This window comes from Pseudoalteromonas sp. CO109Y, from assembly GCF_004208935.1.
GTDB lineage: Bacteria > Pseudomonadota > Gammaproteobacteria > Enterobacterales > Alteromonadaceae > Pseudoalteromonas > Pseudoalteromonas shioyasakiensis.
Window position 1 is genome coordinate 105,922 of sequence record NZ_SGPD01000027.1, and the last position, 25,122, is coordinate 131,043.

At 41.5% G+C, this 25,122-nt stretch carries 19 protein-coding genes; 8 read left to right on the top strand and 11 right to left on the bottom strand.

Features of this window, described 5'->3' with window-relative positions:
• Positions 1 to 6: 6 nt before the first annotated feature.
• The 7 genes from EXT43_RS10450 to EXT43_RS10480 form a co-directional block, all read right to left on the bottom strand.
• Complete coding sequence (locus EXT43_RS10450; protein ID WP_062565032.1) at positions 7 to 1,194, bottom strand: MFS transporter; 1,188 nt, start codon at positions 1,192 to 1,194, stop codon at positions 7 to 9.
• Complete coding sequence (locus EXT43_RS10455) at positions 1,191 to 2,483, bottom strand: SidA/IucD/PvdA family monooxygenase (RefSeq protein WP_130166910.1); 1,293 nt, start codon at positions 2,481 to 2,483, stop codon at positions 1,191 to 1,193. Before EXT43_RS10455 ends, EXT43_RS10450 begins: the two co-directional genes overlap by 4 nt.
• Positions 2,476 to 4,020 (bottom strand): aspartate aminotransferase family protein, encoded by a 1,545-nt coding sequence (locus EXT43_RS10460; protein WP_205990957.1) that lies wholly within the window; start codon positions 4,018 to 4,020, stop codon positions 2,476 to 2,478. The genes EXT43_RS10455 and EXT43_RS10460 overlap by 8 nt, the downstream gene beginning before the upstream one ends.
• A 466-nt stretch (positions 4,021 to 4,486) precedes the next feature.
• A complete protein-coding gene (locus EXT43_RS10465; RefSeq protein WP_130166911.1) occupies positions 4,487 to 5,056 on the bottom strand; it encodes a PepSY-associated TM helix domain-containing protein in 570 nt (189 codons plus the stop codon).
• Entirely contained in the window at positions 5,049 to 5,519 is a 471-nt protein-coding gene (locus tag EXT43_RS10470) for a DUF4920 domain-containing protein (protein WP_062565036.1), read from the bottom strand. The genes EXT43_RS10465 and EXT43_RS10470 overlap by 8 nt, the downstream gene beginning before the upstream one ends.
• 89 nt (positions 5,520 to 5,608) lie before the next feature.
• Positions 5,609 to 6,244 carry a response regulator transcription factor gene (locus EXT43_RS10475; protein WP_054560701.1) on the bottom strand — a complete coding sequence of 212 codons (636 nt, stop codon included), beginning with the start codon at positions 6,242 to 6,244 and terminating at the stop codon, positions 5,609 to 5,611.
• A gap of 3 nt (positions 6,245 to 6,247) precedes the next feature.
• Positions 6,248 to 7,144: a histidine kinase gene (locus EXT43_RS10480; protein WP_160316759.1), complete on the bottom strand. Its 897-nt coding sequence runs from the start codon at positions 7,142 to 7,144 to the stop codon at positions 6,248 to 6,250.
• 404 nt (positions 7,145 to 7,548) lie between these two features.
• On the opposite strand from EXT43_RS10480, the gene EXT43_RS10485 reads away from it, so the two are divergent.
• The 4 genes from EXT43_RS10485 (at position 7,549) to EXT43_RS10500 (ending at position 11,727) form a co-directional block, all read left to right on the top strand.
• Positions 7,549 to 8,361 carry a MipA/OmpV family protein gene (locus EXT43_RS10485; protein ID WP_130166912.1) on the top strand — a complete coding sequence of 271 codons (813 nt, stop codon included), beginning with the start codon at positions 7,549 to 7,551 and terminating at the stop codon, positions 8,359 to 8,361.
• Between the two features lie 15 nt (positions 8,362 to 8,376).
• Positions 8,377 to 9,030, top strand: coding sequence for a hypothetical protein (locus EXT43_RS10490; protein ID WP_130166913.1), 654 nt, complete (start codon positions 8,377 to 8,379; stop codon positions 9,028 to 9,030).
• 112 nt (positions 9,031 to 9,142) lie between these two features.
• A complete protein-coding gene (locus EXT43_RS10495) occupies positions 9,143 to 10,510 on the top strand; it encodes an alkaline phosphatase PhoX (RefSeq protein ID WP_130166914.1) in 1,368 nt (455 codons plus the stop codon).
• A gap of 140 nt (positions 10,511 to 10,650) precedes the next feature.
• Positions 10,651 to 11,727, top strand: coding sequence for a hypothetical protein (locus EXT43_RS10500; RefSeq protein ID WP_130166915.1), 1,077 nt, complete (start codon positions 10,651 to 10,653; stop codon positions 11,725 to 11,727).
• Here the strand turns inward: EXT43_RS10500 and EXT43_RS20755 are convergent.
• From EXT43_RS20755 to EXT43_RS10515, 3 genes are all read right to left on the bottom strand, one after another.
• A complete protein-coding gene (locus tag EXT43_RS20755; RefSeq protein WP_130166916.1) occupies positions 11,724 to 12,419 on the bottom strand; it encodes an ATP-dependent Clp protease proteolytic subunit in 696 nt (231 codons plus the stop codon). The genes EXT43_RS10500 and EXT43_RS20755 overlap by 4 nt on opposite strands.
• A 35-nt stretch (positions 12,420 to 12,454) precedes the next feature.
• Complete coding sequence (locus EXT43_RS10510; protein WP_130166917.1) at positions 12,455 to 13,384, bottom strand: alpha/beta hydrolase; 930 nt, start codon at positions 13,382 to 13,384, stop codon at positions 12,455 to 12,457.
• A gap of 154 nt (positions 13,385 to 13,538) precedes the next feature.
• Positions 13,539 to 15,908, bottom strand: coding sequence for a TonB-dependent receptor (locus EXT43_RS10515; protein ID WP_130166918.1), 2,370 nt, complete (start codon positions 15,906 to 15,908; stop codon positions 13,539 to 13,541).
• Positions 15,909 to 16,323: 415 nt separating this feature from the next.
• Here EXT43_RS10515 and EXT43_RS10520 point away from each other — a divergent pair, with 415 nt between their 5' ends.
• The 3 genes from EXT43_RS10520 to EXT43_RS10530 all read left to right on the top strand — a co-directional run bounded on the left by EXT43_RS10520 (position 16,324) and on the right by EXT43_RS10530 (position 21,894).
• Positions 16,324 to 17,577, top strand: a complete 1,254-nt coding sequence (locus EXT43_RS10520) for an MFS transporter (RefSeq protein ID WP_130166919.1) — start codon at positions 16,324 to 16,326, stop codon at positions 17,575 to 17,577.
• A gap of 143 nt (positions 17,578 to 17,720) precedes the next feature.
• On the top strand, positions 17,721 to 21,281 hold the full coding sequence (locus tag EXT43_RS10525) for an ImpA family metalloprotease (RefSeq protein WP_130166920.1): 3,561 nt from the start codon (positions 17,721 to 17,723) through the stop codon (positions 21,279 to 21,281).
• A gap of 139 nt (positions 21,282 to 21,420) precedes the next feature.
• On the top strand, positions 21,421 to 21,894 hold the full coding sequence (locus tag EXT43_RS10530; RefSeq protein WP_130166921.1) for a VOC family protein: 474 nt from the start codon (positions 21,421 to 21,423) through the stop codon (positions 21,892 to 21,894).
• Here the strand turns inward: EXT43_RS10530 and EXT43_RS10535 are convergent.
• Entirely contained in the window at positions 21,891 to 23,531 is a 1,641-nt protein-coding gene (locus tag EXT43_RS10535) for a hypothetical protein (protein WP_130166922.1), read from the bottom strand. The genes EXT43_RS10530 and EXT43_RS10535 overlap by 4 nt on opposite strands.
• Before the next feature lie 234 nt (positions 23,532 to 23,765).
• On the opposite strand from EXT43_RS10535, the gene EXT43_RS10540 reads away from it, so the two are divergent.
• Entirely contained in the window at positions 23,766 to 25,079 is a 1,314-nt protein-coding gene (locus EXT43_RS10540; protein ID WP_130166923.1) for a DASH family cryptochrome, read from the top strand.
• Positions 25,080 to 25,122 lie beyond the last annotated feature (43 nt).

Genomic DNA, 25,122 nt, shown 5'->3' on the forward strand with positions numbered 1-25,122 from the left:
TAAAAATTAATAACTGTGAATAGGGTCTGTTGAGGTATGTTTGTTGCGTAAAAAAAGCAGATAAAACAAACATAAAGTGATGGCAAAGCCGACAGAACCCGTCAGTAATGGGGTGTTAAGTTCAAAGCGAGATACTAAATCTCCCGCTAAAAATGAGGCGCAGATGACACCGATATTTTGTATAAAATGAAGCTTGGCAAAGTCGCTTGAGTAAAAACGTGGTTCGCTCATTGCAAACAACATGACTTGTAGACGCACAGTTAGTAAAAATAGCCCAATAGCAAATACAACACGGCCGAACACAAGCCATTGCCAGTGTGAACTAAGTTGTATAAATAGGCCGATACTGCTCAACACAAGTGCATAAGCGATTGTTTTACTGTGCTTATTGGTTGCGGCTTTGTTTCTGGTTGTAATCAAAATGACAAGCGCAACCCAAGCAGGGATAGCAAACACAGCGCCAGCTAAAAGAGCGTTGCTGAATTCGCTTACTTGTTGCCAAAGTAGCGTAAAGTATGGCGTTGCTAAGAACATGCTGAAGTACACGCCCATAGATATAACCCCTAAGCGAATAATGTAGCCAGGGAAACGCTGTCGTTTTACTGATGATGCGGTTAATTCCCGTGGCTTGTAGCTTACTTTTAATAAGTAAATTAAATACAAGCAGAGCATAACCTGTAAGGAGTCACCTGCAGCCATCACTAAATATAAAAAGCGCGGCTCAATACTTTGGATGATCAAGCCACCTAATAAAGCACCGCCAATACCACCAAAGTGTAAAAGCACGCTAAATAAAGCAACGACACCGAGGTGCTGTTGTTTTTCTTCGATACTTAGAACAAAGGGATAAATAAGCAGGTAACTTGCTTTAAATACCAGCATGAGCTGTGATAACAGCCAAAAGCTCCACACGTTTTCGCTGTAAAAGCACGCAACACCCAATAGCCCTGCAATTATTTGGGTGATCACCCATAAATACAGTTCGTGCACGTGCTGCGCTATTTTCGCCCATACAGGGAAAGCACACATCACAGTGATGCAGCAAACAGCAATATAGGCACCAATGTGATTACTTGATTGCAAACCAAATTGGGCACTAAAAAACTGCGGGTAAAAGGGCAAAATCATGGTGTCGCAAACAACAGATATAATCGTCAGCAGCACCAAGCTTGACTTTAATGCGGGTTGTTTCATGCTATTTGCTTCTGTTTTTCGTTGACAACATCGGGTAAACCAAACTCTTGAAAGGCAATTTGTGTTTCAACAGGGTAGGGGGCATAACCTAAGATTGAGCGCAGAATATGGCTGTTTCTGTAGCAGGCCATGCCTAGATCTGGCGTTACAAAACCATGACTATGTAGCTCAGCATTTTGTACAAACAACCTTTGTAGCTTGTCGATACTGTAATTTCGCTCAACAGCAAAGCACCCGTTATCTAGCCAATTTATTTCGCTCATTAAGCCACTTAGAAAATCGGGTAGCTGATAACTAAAGCCTGTTGCCATAATGACGTGATTACTATGTAAGCTAAACTCAGCCTGCTGTTCACTGTGTTTAAAAACTAACTTACTGCCTTGTTTTTTAATGAGCTCGCTGTTGGTCAATAACCTTGCTCGGTTTACCCCTTGAATATCAAGTTGGTAGAGCTGATCATAAATCTGATTAATTAACTCTGAGTTGATGCCTTTGTATAAATTACGTTGCTTGGCTAGTAACTCCTGTTTGGTTGTCTGTTCTAGGTTATAAAAGTAATCAACATACTCAGGAGAGGTCATTTCTAGCGTGAGTTTCGTGTACTCAAGAGGAAAGAAACGCGGCGCTCGCGTTACCCAATTGAGTTGGTAGTTATGCTGTTTAATGTCACACAACAAATCATAAAATACTTCAGCAGCACTTTGCCCTGAGCCAATCACAGTGATGCTCTTGCTATTTACTAATTCATCCCGCTTATACAGATATTCTGTGGCATGGCAGAGCTGTGTATCTTCAGCCTGAACAGCGGGTGGATAATAAGGTGAGGGACCTGTGCCCAGTACCAAGTGACGACAATAAAGCGTTTTTGTTTGCTTTGCAGATTCAACAGTGAGTACATAGAGCTGCTTTGTTTGATCAAACTGGCTATGAATGACTTTATGACCAAATTGTATGTTACTTAATTGGCTTGCTGCCCATTGGCAATACTGGTTGTATTGCTCGCGCAGTAAAAAGAAACTTTCTCGAATATAAAACTGATACAGCTTACCTTGTTGTTTCGCATAGTTTAAAAAGCTGTATGGATTGGTTGGATCTGCCAATGTGACTAAATCCGACATAAACGGTGTTTGTAATGTAACGCCATCGAGCATCAGCCCTGGATGCCAATTAAACTCATCACGTTGTTCTAAAAATAACGAATCAAGTTTTTCAATTGGTTCAGCTAAACATGCTAAGCTGAGGTTAAACGGACCAAGACCCACAGCAATTAAATCGTACACTTTATTCATAGCTAGTTTCCTCAACTTTTAGGCGTGCCTTGATGCTGTAGGCGCAGGCTTTAATATCAGCTGCAATGCTTTTAATGTCTTCAATTTGTGTGTTTGGATTAAGTAACGTGAACTTTAAGTAGTTGATACCTCTAAATTTGGTGCGAGCAATAGCACACTCACCTTGTTTGAATAGCTCATCTTTAATTTGATAATTAAGCAGGTTTAATTGCTCATCACTGAGGCTTTTATCGTTAAAGCGAAACACTAAGGTGCTCAGTTCAGGTTGGTGAATTAGCTCAAATTCTGGGTCTTGTTTGAGCGCCACATAACTACTACGGGCTAATGCCATAACAGAAGAAAACACTTTGCCAATCTGTTCGTGGCCCATAATGCGTAAAGTTAGCCAAAGTTTTAAGGCATCAAAACGGCGAGTCGTTTGAATGCTTTTATCAACAAGGTTTGGTGCTGCTTGTGGGTTGTCGTTAAACGGATTTAAATAATCAGCATGATGAGTTAAATGTTTAAATTGCTTTTTATCAGCAACAATAAATGCGCTACTACTGACAGGTTGTAAGAATGATTTGTGGTAATCTAACGTCACCGAGTCAGCATGCTCAATGCCATTGAGTAAGTGACGGTGATCATCAGCGGCAAGTAGTCCACAGCCATAAGCTGCATCGACATGAAGCCATAAATTATCAGCTTTGCACCGTGCTTTTAGCTTATCGATAGGGTCTATTGAACCAAAGTCAGTTGTGCCTGCGGTGGCAACGAGCGCTATAGGAATATTGCCTTGTGCTTTACATTCATCAATCGCTGCATCAAGTGCGGCTAGGTCCATTTTAAACTCTTTATCAACTGTAACCGGAACAACCGCGTTGTAGCCAAGGCCCAGTAAAGCGGCTGACTTTTGAATACTAAAATGGCTGACTTCAGAGCAAAAAATACGGTAGCGATGAGCATCTGGACCTAAACCAAAATCGCGATTTAGGTGCCCAGATAAACGCTCTGCTGCATGGTCTCTAGCAAGTAACAATGCCATTAAATTAGATTGACTGCCGCCACTTGTGAATATGCCATCGGCAGCAGCACTTAAACCAATACGTTCGATACTCCAGTCAATTAGCTTTTGTTCAATGAGCGTCCCGCCAGCACTTTGGTCCCAGGTGTCTAACGAAGAATTTATAGCAGTTAATAACTGTTCGGCTATCACCGCAGGGTAAGCAACGGGGCAGTTTAGGTGGGCAACATATTTTGGATGATGAAAGTAGACTGCATGATCTAAATATAGAGATTTTATTTCGCCTAGCGCTTGCTCAACGTTATTGAGAGGTTGATTTAGTTCAACACTGGCAATTTGTTTACTGAGCTCTTTATGACAGACACCAGAATGAACTTGTTTTGCTGAACGCAGTGCTTGATGGATAAGCGACAGTGTTTGCATTGAAGCCATCTCATATTTGAGCAAATTATTTTCGTTAAAAATAAATGCTTGGGGTTGTTCATCAACATTTATTGATGAATGAGTATTAAGCACGGGGGCTAATTGATTCACGACTCAATTCCTTCTTGATTAATTTGAATCGGGATCGTAATGATAGTGATTCTCAATATCAATAATAATAAATCATTAATTTACTTTACAATTTAATTACCTTTTGTAGGTTGAAGGTGTTTTATTTTTTATTTTATCTAGTAATAAATAATTGTAATCAGATCAAAGATTATAACTAAATTAATCCCTTTTTTAGGTTCTAATTGGCTGCGTTGTTTTACTTTTTCGATGAAAATGAGCACAAATAAAAGCAATAAAGCCATCATTTAAGAAAACTTTAATAGGTAGGTGAGAGGTTTTAATCGCTAAGTAAACACACTTTGAGCTGCTATAAAATGCGTAAGCAAAGTGAGGAGTCTGCGAATAGTTATTTTAAAAAAGCTGTGTCAAAAAGTGGGTGAGGATTAAATTAATTGAAAATAATCTTGCCATTGCTCTTTACGAGAATGGCAACAGGAACTTCAGCTTATAAAAACACATAAGCAGCGGGGAGTAGCATACCGCTAATGACTAATACAGAGCGGCTGCCCCATGGGCTATTTTTACCCTTGATCATAAACAAGCCGCTGATTGCTAAAAACAGCAGCAGCCCAGCAAAAATATCAGAAAAAATCACCCACGAAGCGTTTGTTTCGTTCAAGTGTAAGCGGTTAAATGCTTGAAATACATGACGAGGCTCAATGGCTTCATAGCTTATGATATCTTTATTGAGTTTAAGGCTGAGGTTGTTACCGTTTTTTAAAAACACCTTAAACTCTTGCGGCGACACCCAATAAGAAGCCTTTACCGGCTCGCTTACATCAGCATGAGAGATAATTTGCTCAATCAGCAACGCGTCATTATCTAATTGCCAAGTTTCATCGCTTACACGGATTTGCTGGTGGCTTACTTTGTAGTTTGGGTTCCAATCATCTTTGTGGTTCACTGCAATGCCAGAAACCGCAAAGATAATTACTAAACCAACACAAAAGTAACCAATATCGCGGTGTAAGTTTCTGTTTAGCTTAAACCAGTTGATACTTGATTTATTACTCAATGATTTCAACTCCGCTCGGTACGAGCTGATAAATAGCCATTGCTTCAGTCACTGAGTTTGCATCAAAGCTTTCGCCGGCTTGCTGCGCTTTGTGAGCAAGTAGCGCTTTAGTGCGGCCAAGGCTAAGCTGAATTTTATCGAGCTTACCAGTTACGATAGCTTTACTGCCTTTAGCCGTCATCGGGAATACCATGTCGCCATCTTCAACTTTGATACGTAAGTTTTCAAAGCGTTTGTCAGATGCAAGCGTCATCCAGCAACCACGTTTTTCGCAAACCCCAGTGATAGTCCCTTCCACGGTAATTGGACTTGCAAGGTAATCGTCTGGTGAGGCCATAACCGTCGAAATTTTAATGAGTTTGTCACTGTCGACTGGATTGCCAAACTGTAAGCTAAAGGCGTGTTGGCTAAAGCTTAAAAGCGCCAATGAGAATGCAATAAATATTTTTGATTTTAGGAACATAGCGGTTGCTTCTTGAAATAAAATTAACCCTTAGTTTAAGCGATTTACTTGTATGATAAAAGCTTAATGAGATTAAAAATGATTTGCAATTATATCAAGCCTAGATCAATTGCTTTTAATGCTGCACGGGTTCTATCACGTACATCTAGCTTTCTGAGAATAAAAGACACTTGATTACGGATAGTCCCTTCAGACTTATAAAGTGCCTCGGCGATTTCACTATTTGAATAGCCTGCAGCGATTAAATTGAGCACTCTAAGCTCGCTTTTACTTAATTTATCAGGAGTTGCTAAAGAAGTATCGGTTGTTTTAGTGGGCTTATTCAAAATTCGCTCGGTGATCGCAGGAGCTAGCGCTGAGCCACCTTTAGCAAGTGTTTCGATGGCGCTGACCAAGCGCTCTAAATTAATATCTTTTAACGCATAACCCTTAGCGCCATAGCGAATACATTCTAGCACTTGTTCACTATCATCAAAGGTCGTGAGTACCAGTACTGGTTGCCTCAGCTGTTGTGCTTGCATACTTTTCAGTACGCCAATACCGTCTAGAATAGGCATGCGAATATCAAGGAGTACAACATCAATAGAATGTTGCTTGAGCATCTCAAGAGCCGTTTGGCCATTGTCAGCCTCAGCCACGACTTGAATATTTGCTTTAAGGGCGAGTAAGCTTTTTAAGCCTTCTCTTAATAATGTTTGGTCATCAACGAGTAATACCCTAATCATTTTTTACGCCAAAGTATGTGGATTAAGTTTATGAGGTAACGTTGCAGCAATCGCAAACCCATTATTATTTTGTTCAAACTCGATTGCCCCTCGCACTAAAGCTAAGCGCTCTTGCATGCCTGTTAAGCCATTGCCTAAGTTCAGCTTGGGCATTTCGCCGCCGTTATCATAAATAGTGAGATGCACTGAATCAGCTTGGAGGTCTAAGCTTACCGACAGCTCGGTCGCATCACTGTGCTTAATACAATTCGTAATAGCTTCTTGCACAGTATGAAATAACGTTTGTGCTAATAACGTATCACTTATTTTTATATTTTCATCGTAGTTGAGTGTGACATTTAAGCCTGTAACATGGCTGCACAATGAATTCAGCGATGCATGTAAATCAATGGTTTGGTTTTCTCGCATTGACGAGACAGAGTCACGCACATCATTTAATAACAAGCGGGTAATTTGCTGTGCTTTAGTTATGTGTTTTGGTGCTTCATGGTTAGCACAATGATTGGCGACTTCTAAGTGAATACTGAGTCCTGTAAGGTGGTGGCCAAGGGTATCATGTAAATCTCTGGCAATACGAATACGTTCATCGCGAGTTGCGGTGTCGTTTAAAAGTGCTTGAGTTGCTTTTAATTCACGTAATAAATGGGCTGCTTGTTCTTTGGCTTTACGCTCAGAAATAAGCCGAGTAGCAAAGCGATAGGCAAAGCTATTGTATAAAGTGAAAGCTAACCCGTTGAGTAATACAAATTGCTTATCAAAGCCATAGTGAAGCGTCAGCGCCATCAAAAAGGGCAGGCAAATGAGTAAATAGAGGCTGGCTTTGTTTGGCTCGTAATCGCTGAATTTAACTAAGAAAATGATCAATAGAATTGCAACAAAGCCAATATTAAATAGCCACATCAATAGCACAACATTAGCGATAGTGAAGTTCAAAATACGGGTTTGATAGTGCTTAAGTCGTGATCTGAAAAACTCAAAATAAATTAAAAAAGCAAAAAAGCTTATAAATAACACACTGATCAAAAACGTATTTATTGTACTAAAACTTAGCTGCGCCGATTCTGCTCTTTGCGACCAAGCGTGCAGAGTATAAATAAACACAAACCCCCAGGTGATAGCTGAGAGTATGAAATCGCTTCGATGTATCAACGTTTGCAAGAGTTTGTTCATACGCTTAGTTTAATCCGCAATTATTCGTTTATGTATATGACAAATGTCACGATTAAATATGTGACATTTGCAGCAAGTCAGCCCTAATGGTGAGGCGTTAAACTGCATTAAAACACCAATATAGGGACATTATCATGACCAAACATGAATTTCTGCGAAATAGTCTTTTTTCTTATCTGTTGATCACAGCTTATTGTTTAGCTGCATTATTTGTTGATGATGCCAAGGCCGATGAGCAATCACAGCAATGGCAAATGGAGGTCGGTGCTGCACAATTGGCCATTGATACAGCATGGCGAGATTACGATATTCAAACCATGGTCTTGCCATACTTCAACGCCCGAAAAGGCAACTGGCGCATTGGGCCTAAATATGGCTTAGTGCAATATGCCTTTTTACAAGGCGCAGAATTTGAAGCGTCAATGGGGCTTAGTTTCCGAGATGAAACCTACGATAGCAGTTTAATCTTTAGTGATGAGTTGTCGGATGATGAGGTTTTCACTGACTATAAAGACGGCAAAGGTGAGCTAACCTTCAGAACTCAGCTGCAATATAAACAGCTTTTTGTTCGTTTAGCGCAAGATATTTCGAATCATTCCGATGGACTTACGTTTCTTGTCCGCTATAACCTACCGATTTATGGCCAAGGGTTAGGGTTACAGCTAAGTGCTGATCTCGGTTTTTATTGGCAAGATAAAAAATACACTCAATACCTGTATGGCATAGCTAATGGCAATATCGCCCCTGAGTTTGGCAGATATGAATATCAGCCAAGTGCAGCCCTTAACCCATTCACCTCGCTAAACCTGACTTATGTTTTTAATAAGCAGTGGTCTTTTTTTACGAGCTTGCGGTATGAGCAACTTGACTCAACTATCAAAAAAAGCCCGCTAGTGGGAGAAACTGCCAAGCAGCAATTCACTGCAACTATAAATTATCGTTTTTAGAAAAAGGGATGAGCAATGAATTATCTACTGAGATTATGCATTTTACTCTTACTTACTGGTTGTAATAGCGCTGAAGAGGAAGTGTTTGACGAAGACGATTTATACCAAGGTGTCTATGAAAGTGACTATTATGTTTATAACTTTAGCGAGTACCCGGTTGATTTTTATATGATGAACCTACGAAATAACACACCAACAAGCGCAATTTATAAGGAGCAGAACTTCCAACAATCAATCGATGGCTACGGTGGTTTTGAAAAGCTTAACTTTAAGCGGTCTGTGGTCGGAAAGGTTGGCTTTGCAGCTTTTTATGATGCTGAAATAAAAGCTCATCTACAAAAGTGGCTTGTTAGTGATATAGCTAATTATGTGATCATTTATATGGATGGCGAAACGCTGAAACTGGCTTTTTTAGCACGCACTGAGGCTGTAGATAGTGGTGATTACCCTGTGGTTAGGCTGGTTAGTTTTATCGGCAATACGAACTACAGCTATAAACTTGCTAATAGTGAATTAACTGAAGCAACAGCAACAGCTTATATACCGCTAACTCATTGCGCTAGTGACTTACAAATTGCAGGTTTTGAATTTGATTTTTGTAACTTAGAGCAGCGTGGTTACTTAATTGTGCTGCTACCTAATGAGCAACTAGCAATCATCAAAGAGTAGTGCTTTATGACAATTTCGTGAATATTGTGATAATGTAACTTTTTATCGTTTCATTGCTTTATAATGCCTTTTTTATTTGTATGATAAAGCTGGTTTTTAGCTTGGAGTTAGCATGGTTTCACGTCGAGAATTTTTAGTAGGGGCGGGCACATTGGCCTTTTTAGGATTATCAAAAAGTGCCATAGGTAAAGTGTCGTTAGGTGATTTAAAAACAACGGCTGTGGGCTTTGGTCCGTTAATTCCTGATCCAGATAAATTGCTCGACTTACCTGAGGGCTTTAGTTATCAAGTCGTTTCAAGCCTAGGTGAGAAAATGTCTGATGGGTTTACGGTTCCGGACAAAGCCGATGGCATGGGCTGTCTAGCGCTTGGTAATGACCGTGTTGCATTAGTGCGAAACCATGAGCTAAAGCCAAAAGACTTAGCGAAAGCTGAAGCAAGTATTTCCAATCATAAAACGCCGCTGGCTTTTGATACTAACAGTGACGGTGTGGCGTTACCGGGTGGCACAAGTCATATCGTTTATAACTTAAAAACCCATCAAAAAGAGCAAGAGTACTTGTCATTGGTCGGCACTATTCGTAATTGTTCTGGTGGTATTACGCCATGGGGCACCTGGCTTACGTGCGAAGAAACCACAGATACCAAAGCCGATGGATTTAACCAAGACCATGGTTATATCTTTGAAGTACCCGCAAATAGCAAAGGCTTAATTAAACCTGAGCCATTAAAAGCCATGGGTCGATTTAACCACGAAGCGGCTGCCGTTGACCCGCGCACCGGCATTGTTTATTTAACAGAAGACAAAGGTGATAGCGTCTTTTATCGTTTTATTCCAAATGAATATGGCAAGCTGCATAAAGGCGGGCAATTACAAGCTATGGTGGTAAAAGGTAAGCCACAATTCGATAGCCGTAACTGGAATAATAAAGCCATGGGGCTACATCAAGAGCTTGAGGTTGAGTGGGTCAATCTAGATAACCCTGAAAGCCCGAAAGACGACCTACGCCTACGCGGTTATAAACAAGGAGCTGCACTGTTTGCTCGCGGTGAAGGTATTCACTGGGGTGATAAAGAGCTTTATTTTTGCTGTACCAATGGTGGTAAAAAACAACTTGGTCAGGTTATGAAATATCAGCCATCAGAATTTGAGGGCACAGATAAAGAAGCACAGCAACCAGGTAAAATCTCGTTGTTTGTAGAAAGTACTAGTAAAACCCTCTACAACTTTGGCGATAACCTAACCGTGTCACCTAATGGTCACTTAATTGTCTGTGAAGACCAATACACCGATGTGGTTGATAATCATCTTCGCGGTGTGACACCACAAGGGCAAGTTTATAATTTTGCCCGTTTAGTGGCGCAAACCGAGCTGGCAGGTGCCTGTTTTTCACCAGATGGTAGCACTTTGTTTGTGAACGTTTACTCACCTTCAAAAACACTTGCTATAACAGGCCCATGGCATAAGTTTAGTGTTTAATTAAAGTCTATTTAAAATAGCCACTGCGAAGTGGCTTTTTTGTACCACGAAAATTTATGTTCCTCTTTTTATAATCAGCTGTTCTAGTTAGAATCACTTTGTTTTACAGGAAAAAATAATAAAACGAAAACGGAGTTGATATGTCTGTTACTGAGCAGAGTCGAGAGCAAGTTAAAGCAAAACTAGTTAAGCAAAGTCCACTTGCAGCCGCAATCGGCGTAGCTTGCTGGAGTATCCCAATCATTATTTTATGGATCACAGTATTTTCAATTAAAAGTGCTATTGGGCCTGTAATGTTAGTGATTAGCGGCGTACTCGTTGGCCTAGCCGTTCGTATTCATGGGCGTGGCTATGATCGTATCTTTTCAGTTATTTCACTTATTGCATACCTATCTGTAATCGCTGTTGCGCTCAGTTCAGAGGTTTTGATCAGTGGTACATTGTCTTTATCAATTTATGCTTTGTTATTTGCACTTGGCTCTTGGTCAGCAGCATTTATTGCACGCAAAAGCATTCCATTTATTGACCATAAGTTATTTGCTGAGGTGTATGAATCCGGTGAGCTGGCAGGGTATAAAAAAATTAAAAATCATTGGTTGGTAGTATTACCGAGTACCCTAATTGCTACATCATGTTTGAGTTTTGCAGGCGCCGTTGGTGCATTTGCTCACCAGCAGTATTTGTCTATTGAAAAACAGGTAGAACAAGAGCAACATCAAGCTGCTAAGTTTAGAGCAAAACATATTCCGACAGATGATGAGTTTCTTGCAACCTTGTCTGACAAAAAAGCATTTAGCTATGCTTTTGCCTATTATTCCGGTCGTCACTTTGATGAACGAGGCGTTTATCAAGGGAATTTTCCGCAAGATACATTTAAATCAGAAACTATTTTACGTTATCTAGTTGAACATAAAAATGAACCTAGAGCGCAATTTATTCTGGGAAGAATGCTTGCTTTTGAGCGTGGTGAAGCACTCATGGCAAGCTCAAGACAGAGCGGTGATCAGTTCGCTCGGTTATATGACATTTATCAATTCGGTTGCCATATAGATGCAAAGCAAGGACGTACGCTATTGCAAAGCTTTAAAAAGCTCGTAACAGAGCAGTCGGTGATCATCGATATTCAGCAAATGCAGAGTAATGATTTTCGTGATTATTGCGACATTCTAGATGACACCGAATTTGATTACCGTTATATCCGTGATTACAAAAGCTAATCCCCAAGCTCACTAATTATTAGTAACGGAAAGTTCTTTGCCGAGCGGGGCTGCCAATCTGCAAACTCAATATTGCTGACATTCAGTGTATTGAGTGCTTTTTTTGAGTAGCTCCAGCCTCTGGCTTTTTGTGCCACAGCTGCACGCTTTAGCTCCTTAGATAAACCAATGGTTAGCAAGTCATGCTTAACACCGCGTTTTGCATAAAAGGCTTTTTCACGTGCCACGGCTTTTGCGATTATTTTATCGTAATGAGTGCGTAAAGCCTGCCACTTGGTTGTTTTTTCTGGCTCTTTTAAATGGCTTACCATGGCATCAATATCGCTATCTCGCCAGCGAGCTGAAGCGGCATCGCCGTGCCAACCGACAATGGCGTTCTTAGCTATGGTGGTAGGGTTTCCTGCAAGCAATACGTAATTAGCACACGACGAAAAGCAAAATTGTTTTATATGAACTTTTAAATTATGCGCCAAAATCAACTCGGCGAGATCCATACCTAAATCAACGTTTCCGCCACCACTGGTAATTTGTATGCCGTTTATGCTTGGCTGCTCAGCCAAAAGCTGTGCAACATGTTGATTGTTTTTGGCACTAATTTCGCCCTGATAAATAATGCGCTGCTCGCTTAGTGACACACCGGCAAAGCTTAACCAAGGGATAATTAAAAACAGACTAAAAAATACACGCAACATAAAACGCTAACCTTATAAATTGTATGATAATTCTATCATGCTTTTAGGGTTTTTTTAGCGGCTTTTTTGGCGCTGACTTTAGCTGCGTGTTTAGCAATCCACTTAGTCATTTTTTTCATTAAAGCGGGCGGAAAATCATGGCCCATTCCAGGCACAACTTTTAACTTACTGCGCTTTATTAACAGTGCGGTGTTGATACCCGCAGACAGTGGCATAACAGGATCAGCGCTGCCATGAATTACTAATGTGGGGGCTTTAATCTTTTTTAGTAATTGCTCGCGATAAGGCGTTGCGGCAATGGCTGCAAGCTGACGTTTAAAGCCTGTTTGATTCGTGTGGGCCCGCTCAATATAGCGTTCTGCGTTGGCGTATAAAGCGTGTTCATCTTGTGGGTAGGCTGGGCTGCCAATGAGTTGGTTGAGCCTAACATTGTAATCAATCGCGGCTTCTTTATTACTGCTTCGGGGGCGTATTTTAGCGAGCTTTACTAGCAGATTAATGTTTGAACCCGAAAACGATAACGGCGAGCTACTCGACATAATTGAAGTTAAGCTCAGTACACGTTTTTTATACTTTGCCGCGGCAATTTGCGCAATCATGCCACCCATCGAAGCCCCTACTAAGTGCGCTTTTTTGATAGCCAGTGCATCCATTAATTCTTTTACATCGCGAGCCATGTCATCGAGCGAATAGGGCAGCTTTGAGCGAATGGGTAATCGGCGGCTAAGCCAATGCTTTACGAGACTCGGCTTGCCTAACTCATCTAACGATGAGGACAGCCCTGCATCACGATTATCAAAACGAATAACCCGAAAGCCTTTTTCGACCAAGCCAAAATATAGCGACTCTGGCCAAACGGTAAATTGAGCACCTAAGCCAATAATTAAGATGATCACTGGCGCATTTTTATCGCCTTCATCTTGATAACTAATACAGATACCGCTGGCTGTAAGGATATGTTCCATAGACTGACAAATAAGCTTACGCAGGTATCATCAGCTTAGTGTGTGAAGTTGGCAGTTTAGTGACAGTAAAAAGAATACTGACAGTAGGAGTAATAGTGTAGTTAGAAAAATAGACAGCACATGACTGTATGCTGTCTATTTTCAGGGAGTTTTCTTAGAAGTAAGCAGTAACGCCAATCCAGAAGTTACGGCCTTTATCTTTAACGTTGTAGTCGTCTGTGAATGTGACTTCGCTAACTACACCGCGACCTGTTAGGTATTCATACTCACCATCGCCATTTAGGTCGGTATAGCTTGTGCTATAAGAGGTGAAATCTTCGTCTAATAGGTTGTTTACGCGGGCATTGATTTGCACGTACTCATTTACATAAAACTGCGCACCTAAATTAAGTAGGTTGTAGTTTTTGTAATACAGCGCTTTATCGTGCACGTTATCCCAACCGCGGTAACGGTCTGAACGATATACACCTTGTAGGTATAAGTTCATAAAGTCAGTCGCTTCCCAGTTTAGGGTAAGGTTTGCCATGTGCTCAGCTGAGTTAGTTAATGGTTGACCCTCTTCAGGACCGCTCTTTTGTTCGCTATCAGTCCACGTGTAGTTACCGTTAACAGACACTGTTTTAGTGATAGTGTATTGACCCGCAATTTCAACACCTTGAAGGTCTACTTCGTCGATATTGATCTTTTGGCTGTAGCTATCGTAGCCAAGTTGATCGTACTGACCTAAGTTCACACAAGGGCGTACATCGTTAGTTTGTTCACAGCTTAAAATAGTGTCGCCGCGGGCAATTTTGTCTTCAAACTTGGTGTTGTAGTAAGTCACATTCATGTTGTGATCGCCATCAAGCGAAGTCCAATAAAGTGCAACTTCAGAGTTCACACTGGTTTCTGGTTCTAAATCTGGGTTACCCGCAAATGGGCTTGTGCCCTGACCACCAAATCCGGTGATACCGTCGTAAAGATCTGTGGTTTGCGGCGTTTTATAACCTGTACTTACACCACCTTTTAAGGTCCAAGTGTCAGAGAGGTTATATACACCGTAAACGCGCGGTGATACTTGGCTGCCAAATACATCATGGTCATCGTAACGAGCACCTAATGTAAAGGTGAAGTTGTCAGTTGCCATCCAGTTATCTTCGGCAAAGATTGAGTACATGTTTTGCTCTTGCACTTGACCTGCTTGGTCACTTTCAAGGCCAAATACGCCGTCTTTTAATTCACCGTCGATAAGCTGGCCACCAATTGCTAGGTTATGGCTACCAAAGCTGCCCGTGATAGGAATATCAAAGCGTAAGTCATAAGTATATTGGCTGCTTTCAAGTGGGCGAGCAGGGCGCGGTAAGAATGTTTCTTCGGCTAAGTCTTTACGTGCTTGTTCGTCCATTCCCTCGTATTCGCCTGTACCATCGTACATAGCTTGTAGCTCTAATCGCTCGCTTACACTCAGTGGTAAAGTACGGCCATTGTTTTGCGTATCAACATAAGATACAGAGGCCTTAACCGTTGCCCAATTAAGTTCACCATCGTAGCTGAGTGACCACCATTCACGGTCAAACTCTTGGTCTGCCGCATAACCTGCGCGCGGGTTTACTTGGCCGCGGCGGTCTTGCCAAATTGATTCAATGTTATCTTTAGTACCAAGCGGGTAAGTAATGGTGCCTGACTCAATGTCGTAACTTGGCGTGTTGTCGTACACTTGGCTTGAGTTATCGTAATCAAAACGTAAATGATGCGACTCAAACGGTGTATAAGTTAAAGTAAAACCATACTGCTCGTTTGTATTATCAACGGTACGACCGCCACTACCAAAACCTAATGAACGAGCATGTACAACACCATTAGGATCGGTTGCTGGTTCAAATGTTGGCGATGATGCTTGTTGCTCGTAAACGCTGCCGCGTACACCTAAGCTTAATACGTCTTTGATAAGCGGACCCATCACACTAAAGTCAGTGGTAATATCATCACCAAAATCATCGTTTTGTTGTAATGAACGGCTAAAAGATACTGCACCACTCCAGCTGTCTGTGTGCTTTTTAGTGATGATATTAATTACACCACCCAGTGCATCTGCACCATAAAGCGTTGATGCAGGGCCGCGAATTACTTCAACGCGCTCAATGGCATCGACTGGTGGTACGTGGTTAAACGCGTTACCACCAAAGTTGTTTGGATAAATATCGCCATGGTTATTTTGGCGTTTACCATCAATAAGTAACAGGGTGTATTCACCTGTTAAACCACGCATACTTACACTGCCTTGGCCTGTTTTATCACGAGTTGTGCCAATGTCGATACCTTCTAAATACTGCACAGCATCAAGTACTGAGGTGAAGGCATGAGACTTAATATCTTCATTAGTGATAATTGAAATACTTGCAGGTGCTTCGGTAACTTTTTGCTCAAAACCTGTTGCAGTGATAACTAAGCGTTCCATATCTTGTTTCGGCTTAGCGTCATCAGCAAAGGCTGAAAAATGTGTTGCTATGGCAAGTGCCAGTAAGCTTGGTTTTATTGATTTCATTGTAGGTTTCCAGTTCTTTTTGTAGGTTATCCCTTTGAGGAACGCTGCGTATACTACACAAATGAAAAATACAATCAATAACTATTCTTATTTAGATTAATCTTTTTCAAGTTGGCTTAACATTATTCACAATTAAGTTGCGTTTGTTTTTTAGCTAATTAATACCAACCCGCTTAATTAAGTAGTCTATTTTGAGGCAATAAAACCTCGTTGATAGCAAGGCAAAAATTTCGTTATTTAGTTGTTCTAAATGAGAAATTTTTAACGCAGTTAGCGACAGGTTTAATCCCTCAAAATGATTAAGTATTATTGCGGGTTGGTATAACACGCTGTTACAAACAAGTTTTAGATTAAATACCTAAGGCAGATTCAGTTCCTGTATAGTGTTTTAATCATCATCATAAAAATTAAAATAATGAATTCAGATATCTCTTTAGCGCGCTTTAAGCAGTTTCCTGTGCTTATGTGGATCTTCCTATTTGGCTCGTTTATTACCCGTGGCAGCTATTACATGGTGTGGCCATTTCTTGCGGTGATCTTGTATGAAAAGTTTGCTTTATCGGCGACAGAAGTTGGTTTGGTACTTACCAGTGCAGCCGTGATTTCTGTGTTTACCAGTTTTATTGGCAGTAGCCTCTCAGATAAAGTGGGCCGGCATACGCTGATGTACATTACCGGCGTGTTGTATATTATTTCTTTCTCGCTGTTGGCTGAGGTAGAAACCGTGGCCGGTTATGTGATTGTGATGACCTTATGCTCGATTGCGACTGCACTTTGGCGACCACTAACCAGTGCGGCAATTGGCGATATTATTGATGATGCACAAACTCGTGAGTTGGCCATGCAGTCGCTGTACTTTATTGTTAATGTGGGCTGTGCGGTGGGCCCATTAGCCGGAGTATGGCTAGGTTTAACAGGTGAGCAGTCGAGCTTTTATATTACCGCAGGGGCATTTGCTATTTTATTGGTGCTGCTTGTTTGGGGCTTTAATTTTAGTGATAAAGCTGCAAAAAATACTGCCGCAATCGACGAGCCTGAAGAGAAAAAACCAGCTATACAGGGCAAGCAAATCTTACGTATTTTATTTGCAGATAAACTGCTGCAATGTTTAATTTTAGCCAATATTTTGTGCATGTTTATTTATGCGCAAATGGATAGTTCACTCATACAATACCTAACTCGTGCAGAGGCACCCGACCTACTTGCATTGATTTCTGCGCTTATATTTACCAATGCGATAGTGATCATTTCAAGTCAATTTCTGCTGTTAAAAATGATGGCGCGATTTAGCCTAACGGTACGAATACAAATTGGTTTGGTGCTATTAATGGTGTCGCAATTTTGGCTAGCACTTAATCCAATCGATTTATTTTGGGGCTGGATTGGTGCGATAGTGGTGATGAGTTTGGCCGAAACCATTTTGTTTCCGACGATGAATGTTCACCTTGATAGGCTCGCACCATCACACTTACGTGGAGCCTACTTTGGCGCGGCTTCGTTTTATGATTTAGGGTTTGCTTTAGCACCACTCGGTGGTGGTTTAATTTTAGATTATTACGATGGCCCAACCTTATTCTTTGTAGCGGGAGGGCTTTGTCTTGTGGTGATTTACTTATACGCCATACTCGAAAAGTTACCCAGACCCGATTTTGCAAACCCAAGCTCGTAACCCTTAAATAGCCCCTTTATGGGGCTTTTTACGCTTTAACAATTAATGACAGCGATATCAATTTACGTATTTTTTCCGAGATATTAGTTTGTAGTATCGGCTTATAATGTTAAAAAGTTGTTTACCATACCAATAAGAACTCAATGAACGCACCTTACTCTTTGTGCAAACGCTCGCTATTATGCTCGGCTGTATTGCTAACACTTGCTGCTTGTGGCGGCTCAGGCTCAGATGAAAAACAAACAACAACCCCTCCTGTAACCGAAACACCACAAAATCAAGCGCCGCAAATCAGCGGTCAATCACAGACTTTACGTGTTGGTGAAACCTTGAGTTTTAGCCCTGAAGTCTCTGATCCAGATAATGACCCACTTACTTTGTCTGTAACAAACTTACCAAGTTGGCTAAGTTTTAATGAAGCCTCAGCAAGTATCAGTGGCACGCCTGAGCAAGTAGGTAAGTATGCAAACATTGAGTTTACGGTCACTGATGGGCAGCTCTCTGCACAGCTTTTGATTGATATTAATGTAGAAGCCAAACTTATTGAGAATACACCGCCAACGCTCACGTCCACCCCATCAGATAGCAATGAAGGCCAAGCTTATACTTACCAGCTAACATTTACTGATGCACAAAATGACACTGTGGTAGTAAGTGAAGTTAGTAAACCTGATTGGCTTAGCTTTGATGCGACTAACCTTAGTTTTAGCGGCACGCCCTTGTTTGCGAATACGGGCGAACAGCAAATTCGTTTTCGTTATTCAGATGGCGAAGTGACCCAGCAGGCAGAGCAAACATTTAACATCGCTGCCAGAGCAAACTCAGCACCTGTGGTGTCTCCACTGAGTAGTGAAGCGCGTGCTGAGCAGGCATTGAGTGTGCAGTTAATCAGCACCGATGCAGACAACGATGAAGTGAGCTTAACCGTAACAGGGTTGCCAACGTGGCTAAGTTTTGATGAGCAAACTAGCATCTTATCTGGCACCGCGAGTAATGAAGATCTTGGTGAGCATAAATTCACAATCACAGCCTCTGACTCACGTGTACAAGCAAGCTTCGAGTTTGTGTTAAACATTACTCAAAGCTATGTAGCTGAGGCACTAGAAACGGGTAATGCGCTAGTTGTGCCAAACAGTGAATTGCTACTTGATGCGACACTTAATGAAATTGATAGCCACAAAGCGCGCTTTCAAAGCATTAAAAATAGCTTATTTGCTTTTGGCTCAAGCTCCGCCCTTGATGAATTAAGTTGGTATCCAACCTGGGATGCAACGTTATTAACTGCCACGTATCCATTCAATGAGCCGGTACTACTTACCAACAATAGTTGGCAAGATGGTTATGAGACAAAAGTCAGAAACCTTGCAGTTGTCGGTACTAGTGATGGGGAGCAAGGCCGTTACTTGGTATTTGGTAGTAACCCATATCGAAATACCATTAACGAGCAAATGACTCAGTTTTTGAAAAACAGCACCACCTGGTTAGCTGGTAGAGAAATAACCACAGAGCAGCCACTTAAACTTGTATTAGCGCAACTTGATCAAAGCTATTACTTTCAAGATAGGAGCAAAACGCGAGAATGGTTTGATAGTCAATATGAAGGCATGGTGAGCTATAACGACAATACAAGTTGTGACAACGACGCTTTAGCGGCGTGTTTAACAACTGACACGGATGTACTGATTATCTCTCAGCATGAGCGTGAAGGATTAAATATTGATAATGTTGTAGCTGCAGTAAAGCAAGCGCAAGCAAATGATATAGCGGTGATCTATATTCAGCGTGATGGTAGCCAAACTGCACTCGGTAAAGCGTTATTTGAATTACTCCATGTGAGTGTTGCAGGTGATAACTATTGGCACCGATTAGAATTGGCACAGTGGAACCCAATTGCTATTAACGACAGCTTGCCAACCGATGCGCAAACTATTAAAGACTTACTTAGTCGCTTTAAAAGCAGCGAATTTAGTGTTGATTTAAGTGCATGTGATAATCGTAGTTGCCCAGCTGAAAGCCAATATCAGCAACAGTTTAGTGATGCGGCAACTATCATTAATTCGGTTTTTAGAGGTTTTGACCAAGCGAAAACAGATATCTTTACAGAGCAGGGCTATCGCTTTTACCAGTTACTGGCGCTGCTTGCAGATCATTATCGCCAAGTTGTAAGCTTCCCGATGGATAAGCTAAGCACCGAGAATACAAGCTTCTTTCGTGCCCTGTTTACTGATCATGCGGTATTAAATATACGTAAAGTTAATCCACTTCAAGTTGATATGGGTAATTTCAGCCGTAGTGATTTTAGTCATGTAACACCTAAAACCGTCACCGTGAATATGCAGAGTAAGGCGTATTTTCGCTCAACGGGTGTGTATGCCTTGCCGGGGCAAACGTTTGCTATTAAACGCACCGATAATCAAGCAGTGAATACTAAGGTGTTTGTTAATACTCTGCGTGATGGTGCAACACATTACATGAGCAGCAATGGTTATAATCGACCCGCTAAATTGCAGTCGGTTCATGTGCCTATAGAGACAAATGAAACAGTCTATTTTACGTCACCTTATGGTGGGCCAATTCAAATTGAGTTTGATAAAAATGATTTAGATGTCAGCTTTGAATTTAGCAATGTAGGTGAGCACCCGTATTGGCGTAGCAGCAGTGATGATGAGCGCTTTGCTGAGTTGCTTGAAAAAGGTGACTATGATTGGGCTGAGGTCGCAACTGGTGGCTTTGAAGTGCATTCAAAGCTCGAAAAAATGCGTATTTCAATTAACGATGGTTATTGGCCTGTAGCGTCTGACTTCGCCCATGCAGTAGAGCGTTATACTCATAACTATCCGCATGTACTTGCTGGTTTCAAAGGGCCGGGCATCGATGTGGTTAGCGAAATTCATGACTTTGCGAGTGCACGCAATATCGAAGTACAAACAATTGATATTGTAAAACATATGAATGCAGACCAACCGACCTGTGGTTGGGGTTGTTCTGGTAATCCGTATGACGCAGGTTGGAATTTTAATCCAACTGGGCATGGCGATATCCATGAATTAGGACATGGTCTTGAGAAAGGGCGCTTTCGTATCGAAGGGTTTGGTGGCCATTCAAATACCAACTTTTACTCCTACTACAGTAAGTCGAAGTTTGAAGATGAAACGGGCTTTTCGGCATCGTGCCAAAACTTGCCATTCGAGAACTTGTTTGATCATTTACAAGCCAGTAAACAAAGCGCAGATGCATTTGCTTATATGCAAGATTTAGCAATGTCTCAGTGGTCGCAAAGCCACGCTATTTATTTACAAATTATGATGGCCGCACAGGCACACAATAAGCTTGAAAACGGCTGGCATTTATACCCTCGCTTACACATTTTGGAGCGTGCGTTTAATCTAGCTGATAACAGCGAGACTAATTGGCAGGCACAAAAAGATGCACTTGGCTTTTCAAGCTACAGCTTGTCGGAGGCACAAAGCATAGGCAACAATGATTGGTTATTAATAGCGCTTTCAGAAGCAACCGAGCTCGATTTGAGCAACTACTTCAGCATGTGGGGCATGGCAACGTCAGACAAAGCAAAACAGCAGGTTAAAGCAAAAAACTACACGGTATTAGGTGATGTTTACTATGCCTCATCTGCCACAGGTTATTGCACGACGTTAAATCAAACAGAGGTTGCAATTGATGGGGCTCAAAGCTGGCCTGAATAATACACCGCTTTGTTAAGTTGATTGGTATTTGTATTTAAAACGCCAGCGAAAGATTTCGCTGGCGTTTTTATCATTAGATTAGTGAAATTAGCTACAACTGCTACCTTTATAACTCACACATTTAACGTTGAGGTGTAACATGGCTGTTTCTGCAATCCCAAAAGGCTTCCATGCGGTAACCCCGTATTTGGTTATTGAAGGTGCCACTAAGGCGATAGAGTTCTACAAACACGCTTTTAATGCAGAGCTTGTAATGCAAATGCCCTTGCCTGATGGTGGAGTGGCGCATGCTGAAATAAAAATAGCCGACTCTCATATTATGCTTTCTGATAATTGCCCTGATGTGCAATTTAAGTCGCCGCAACAACTTGGCGGTACACCGGTGAGCATTATGCTGTATGTTGAAGATGTCGATGCTGTTTTTGCTAAAGCGTTGTCGCTTGGGGCAAAAGAGCTGCGCCCAGTACATGACCAATTTTATGGCGACAGATCAGGGACTCTAGAAGACCCTTTTGGTCACATTTGGACTATAGGCACACACAAAGAAGACCTCAGTGAACAAGAACTTATGCAGCGCATGGGCGAGCTTATGAGTAAAGAGCAGGATGCTTAAAAAGTGGTTTCAACCGACATTCCTATTTGCCATGAATCAACGTCTTGGTAACTGCCCAGAGGCGTACTAAAGTCGATATGGATCACATTGTCGTTACTTGAACGCGATGAATATAGGCGAATACCAACACCTGCACTGGTTAGCATTGAATCTGAAATATTTGCAGTTTCAGTGCTGCCAAATGCTTGGCCTACATCAACAAAGCCAACAAAGCCTACATCTACAAACTGATACAGATTGATGTTAGGGTACATTCTTAGTTCAGCCGTCGCTTGTACGCTTGAAGTACCATGTTGGTAACTTTCTGGGAAGCCACGCATGCCTTCTTCACCGCCAACGGCCAGTGGTTTATCAGCAAATTCATGATTTTGCCAATGACCATTTAGATGCGCGTAAAAAGCAAATGAGTCTGACCAGCGATAGTTCATTTGTGCTTTTGAATAAAGCGCTAAACGGTCATCAAGCTCAGTTCCGACATTGCCTTTCATTCCAGCGGCAAATCGATACAAGGTGTTATTGTTGAACCACGCTTTGGTAAGATTTGTATCAAATAAAAAGCCTTGGCCAAAATTTACGGTATCGATGGCAAACTTTGAATTTAGCTCCCAACCGAGGTTAACGTCTTCGTTGTGGTTTATTAGGTCAATATCGTGCAATACGGCGTAATTGTCTTCTAGCCAATGTAATCCGACCCAAGGCGCTGCAATGGTGTAATCGTTAAGACCGTCAAGCAAAGGTTCTGTTTCAAAAGGGCGGTAACTAATATCTTGGTAATCAATCCCGGCAAGCCAGTGAAAGGTTTGCTGACTGTCTTGCGATAAAATTCCGCCGTAAGCAAACTGGGCGATTAATTCATCGGTAAAGAACTCTGAATGGGTCATACCATTTTGATAGATATAACTTTTTTGCTTTTGTGATTTAGCAAAGTAGCGCATTAGTGCGTCACTGCTGCGTTGATAAAAAGGCTGATGATAATCCACTAAAAAGACTTGCCCGTCATCGTAATCATCAGCTTGTAAAGTGAGGGTTGCATGAGGCTGCCAAGGCACTGGCATTTGCAGCACTGAGTGGTAGCCTGAGCGTTCATGATCTGATTTGTACTTTAATGATGCGCGAATACCGTAGCCTAAAAAGTTTTCTTCTTTAAAGCCTAAGCTGTATTTATTATTGCCGCTACTACGGCCAAAATTAATGGTTGGCAATAAACTCCAGGTATCCCAGGTATCGATTTGCACCACGCGGGGTTCATCTTCAAGGCAATCTTTTGTATAGCTAACCTTGGCATCTCTTAAGTATTTTTTGCTGCGCAGAATACGCTCAGCTTCTTGTAGCTGACGCTCACTGACTTGGTCACCTTCTTTAAAGGTTATTTGCTCACTAACAACTTTGTTTTTGGTATCTATGTGCAGCCAGTTTATAAAGCGATGTAGGGCGGTTGTTTCAGGGTCATTTGGATCGAAAATCGTATGGGTATCAATGTTGAGTTTATCAACCGTGATGTCTTTGTCTTCACTTAATTCTGCAGTGGTTTTGCTTTTTACTTCACAAACCACATCTAAGCTTAAAGGCTCGTTTGCATAAACAGTCCCTGTAGCAGTGCATGTTATTAATAAAACAGGTGTTATTTTATTCATCATTTTATGCCTACTAAATACCAAGGAGACGCAGCATGTTTGGCTTTATCAACCTTTAAATTCTTTACAGTTATCAGCATAAAATCGCTAACTTAAGAAAAACTTAACTAAAACTTAAACTTCATTGAAGATTGTAAGTGCATGATTAATAAACGTTATGCTAACTAACTGTGGCGAAGTTAATCGATAAATAGCTGACTTACGTATGATTTCTTAAGGTTTCTAATAGAGTAAATAATGAAAAAGCGTGTTTTATATTGGCTGCAAAATGATTTACGCCTAGTCGACAATGAAATTCTATCTGAGTTAGCTGATTTTGATGGCGAGCTTGATTTAGTGTTTGTGATTGAGCCGCGCTGGTTTAGGCAAACTAACTATCAATCAAAACCGTATGGCACGCATAGACACCATTTTTTACGTGAAAGCCTAGCAGCATTTGCACAAGCTGTTGAGAAGCTTGGGCAAACACTCCATGTGCTAAGTGGTGAGCCTGAGCAAGTAATCAGTCAGCGATTACAAAAGTACGATATTGAAACTTTGGTTTGTACCGAGCAAGTTGGCGTTTATGAGCAAAAACAGCTCGATAAAATCAAAGAGTTATGCCCAGAAGTGACAGTGAAAACTTATCAACAAGATACCTTGTTTAAAGCAACGGACTTGCCTTTTCAGCTTGATGATCTACCTAAAAACTTTACTGCCTTTCGCAAAAAGGTAGAAGCTGAGCCAACCTTTATAGCAGCGCCACAACAAGCTGCTAGTTACTTACCTCACCCAGTTCAGCTATGCCCTGAGCAAACTATAGATGATGTTCCTGTTCACTCAGGAAGTTTTAAAGGTGGCTTAGTTGCAGCCCAACAGCATTGTAATGCGTACTTTTCATCTCAGGCGCCGAGCAGTTATAAAGAAACACGCAATGAGTTAGACGGCTTTAGTAACAGTACTAAGTTCAGTGTATGGCTCGCTGGTGGCACAATTAGCGCAAAACAGCTATACCGAGAAGTTGAAGTGTATGAGCTACAAAACGGTGCGAATGAGTCGAGCTATTGGATAAAGTTTGAATTGCTGTGGCGCGAATATTTTAAGTGGCATGCAACGCAGGCTGGCGCAACACTCTTCCAGTTTAAAGGGCAAAAGCACAGTGCACCGCTGACGACTTTTAATAGCCAGCGCTTTAATGCGTGGTGCCAAGGTCGCACGCCGTTTGCTTTGGTAAATGCAATAATGCATGAGCTTAATGCGACAGGCTATATCTCTAACCGCTCGCGGCAAATTGCGGCAAGTTGTTTAGTTAACGAGCTTGAACTGGATTGGCGCTATGGTGCAGCGTATTTCGAACAGCAACTCATTGATTACGACGTGGCTGCAAACTGGGGTAATTGGCAATATATTGCGGGTGTCGGTGTTGACCCCAGAGGCGGTCGACATTTTCATATTAATAAGCAAACAGCCCTTTATGATCCTCTGGCGCGTTACATTCGAAAATGGCAAGGAGATCAAAGCATCGTAAGCACAATCGACAGTGTTGATGAGGTGGATTGGCCAAAAATGTAATAGCCTGCGTTAGATCAATATTCTTCACGGATTTTTAGTGTTT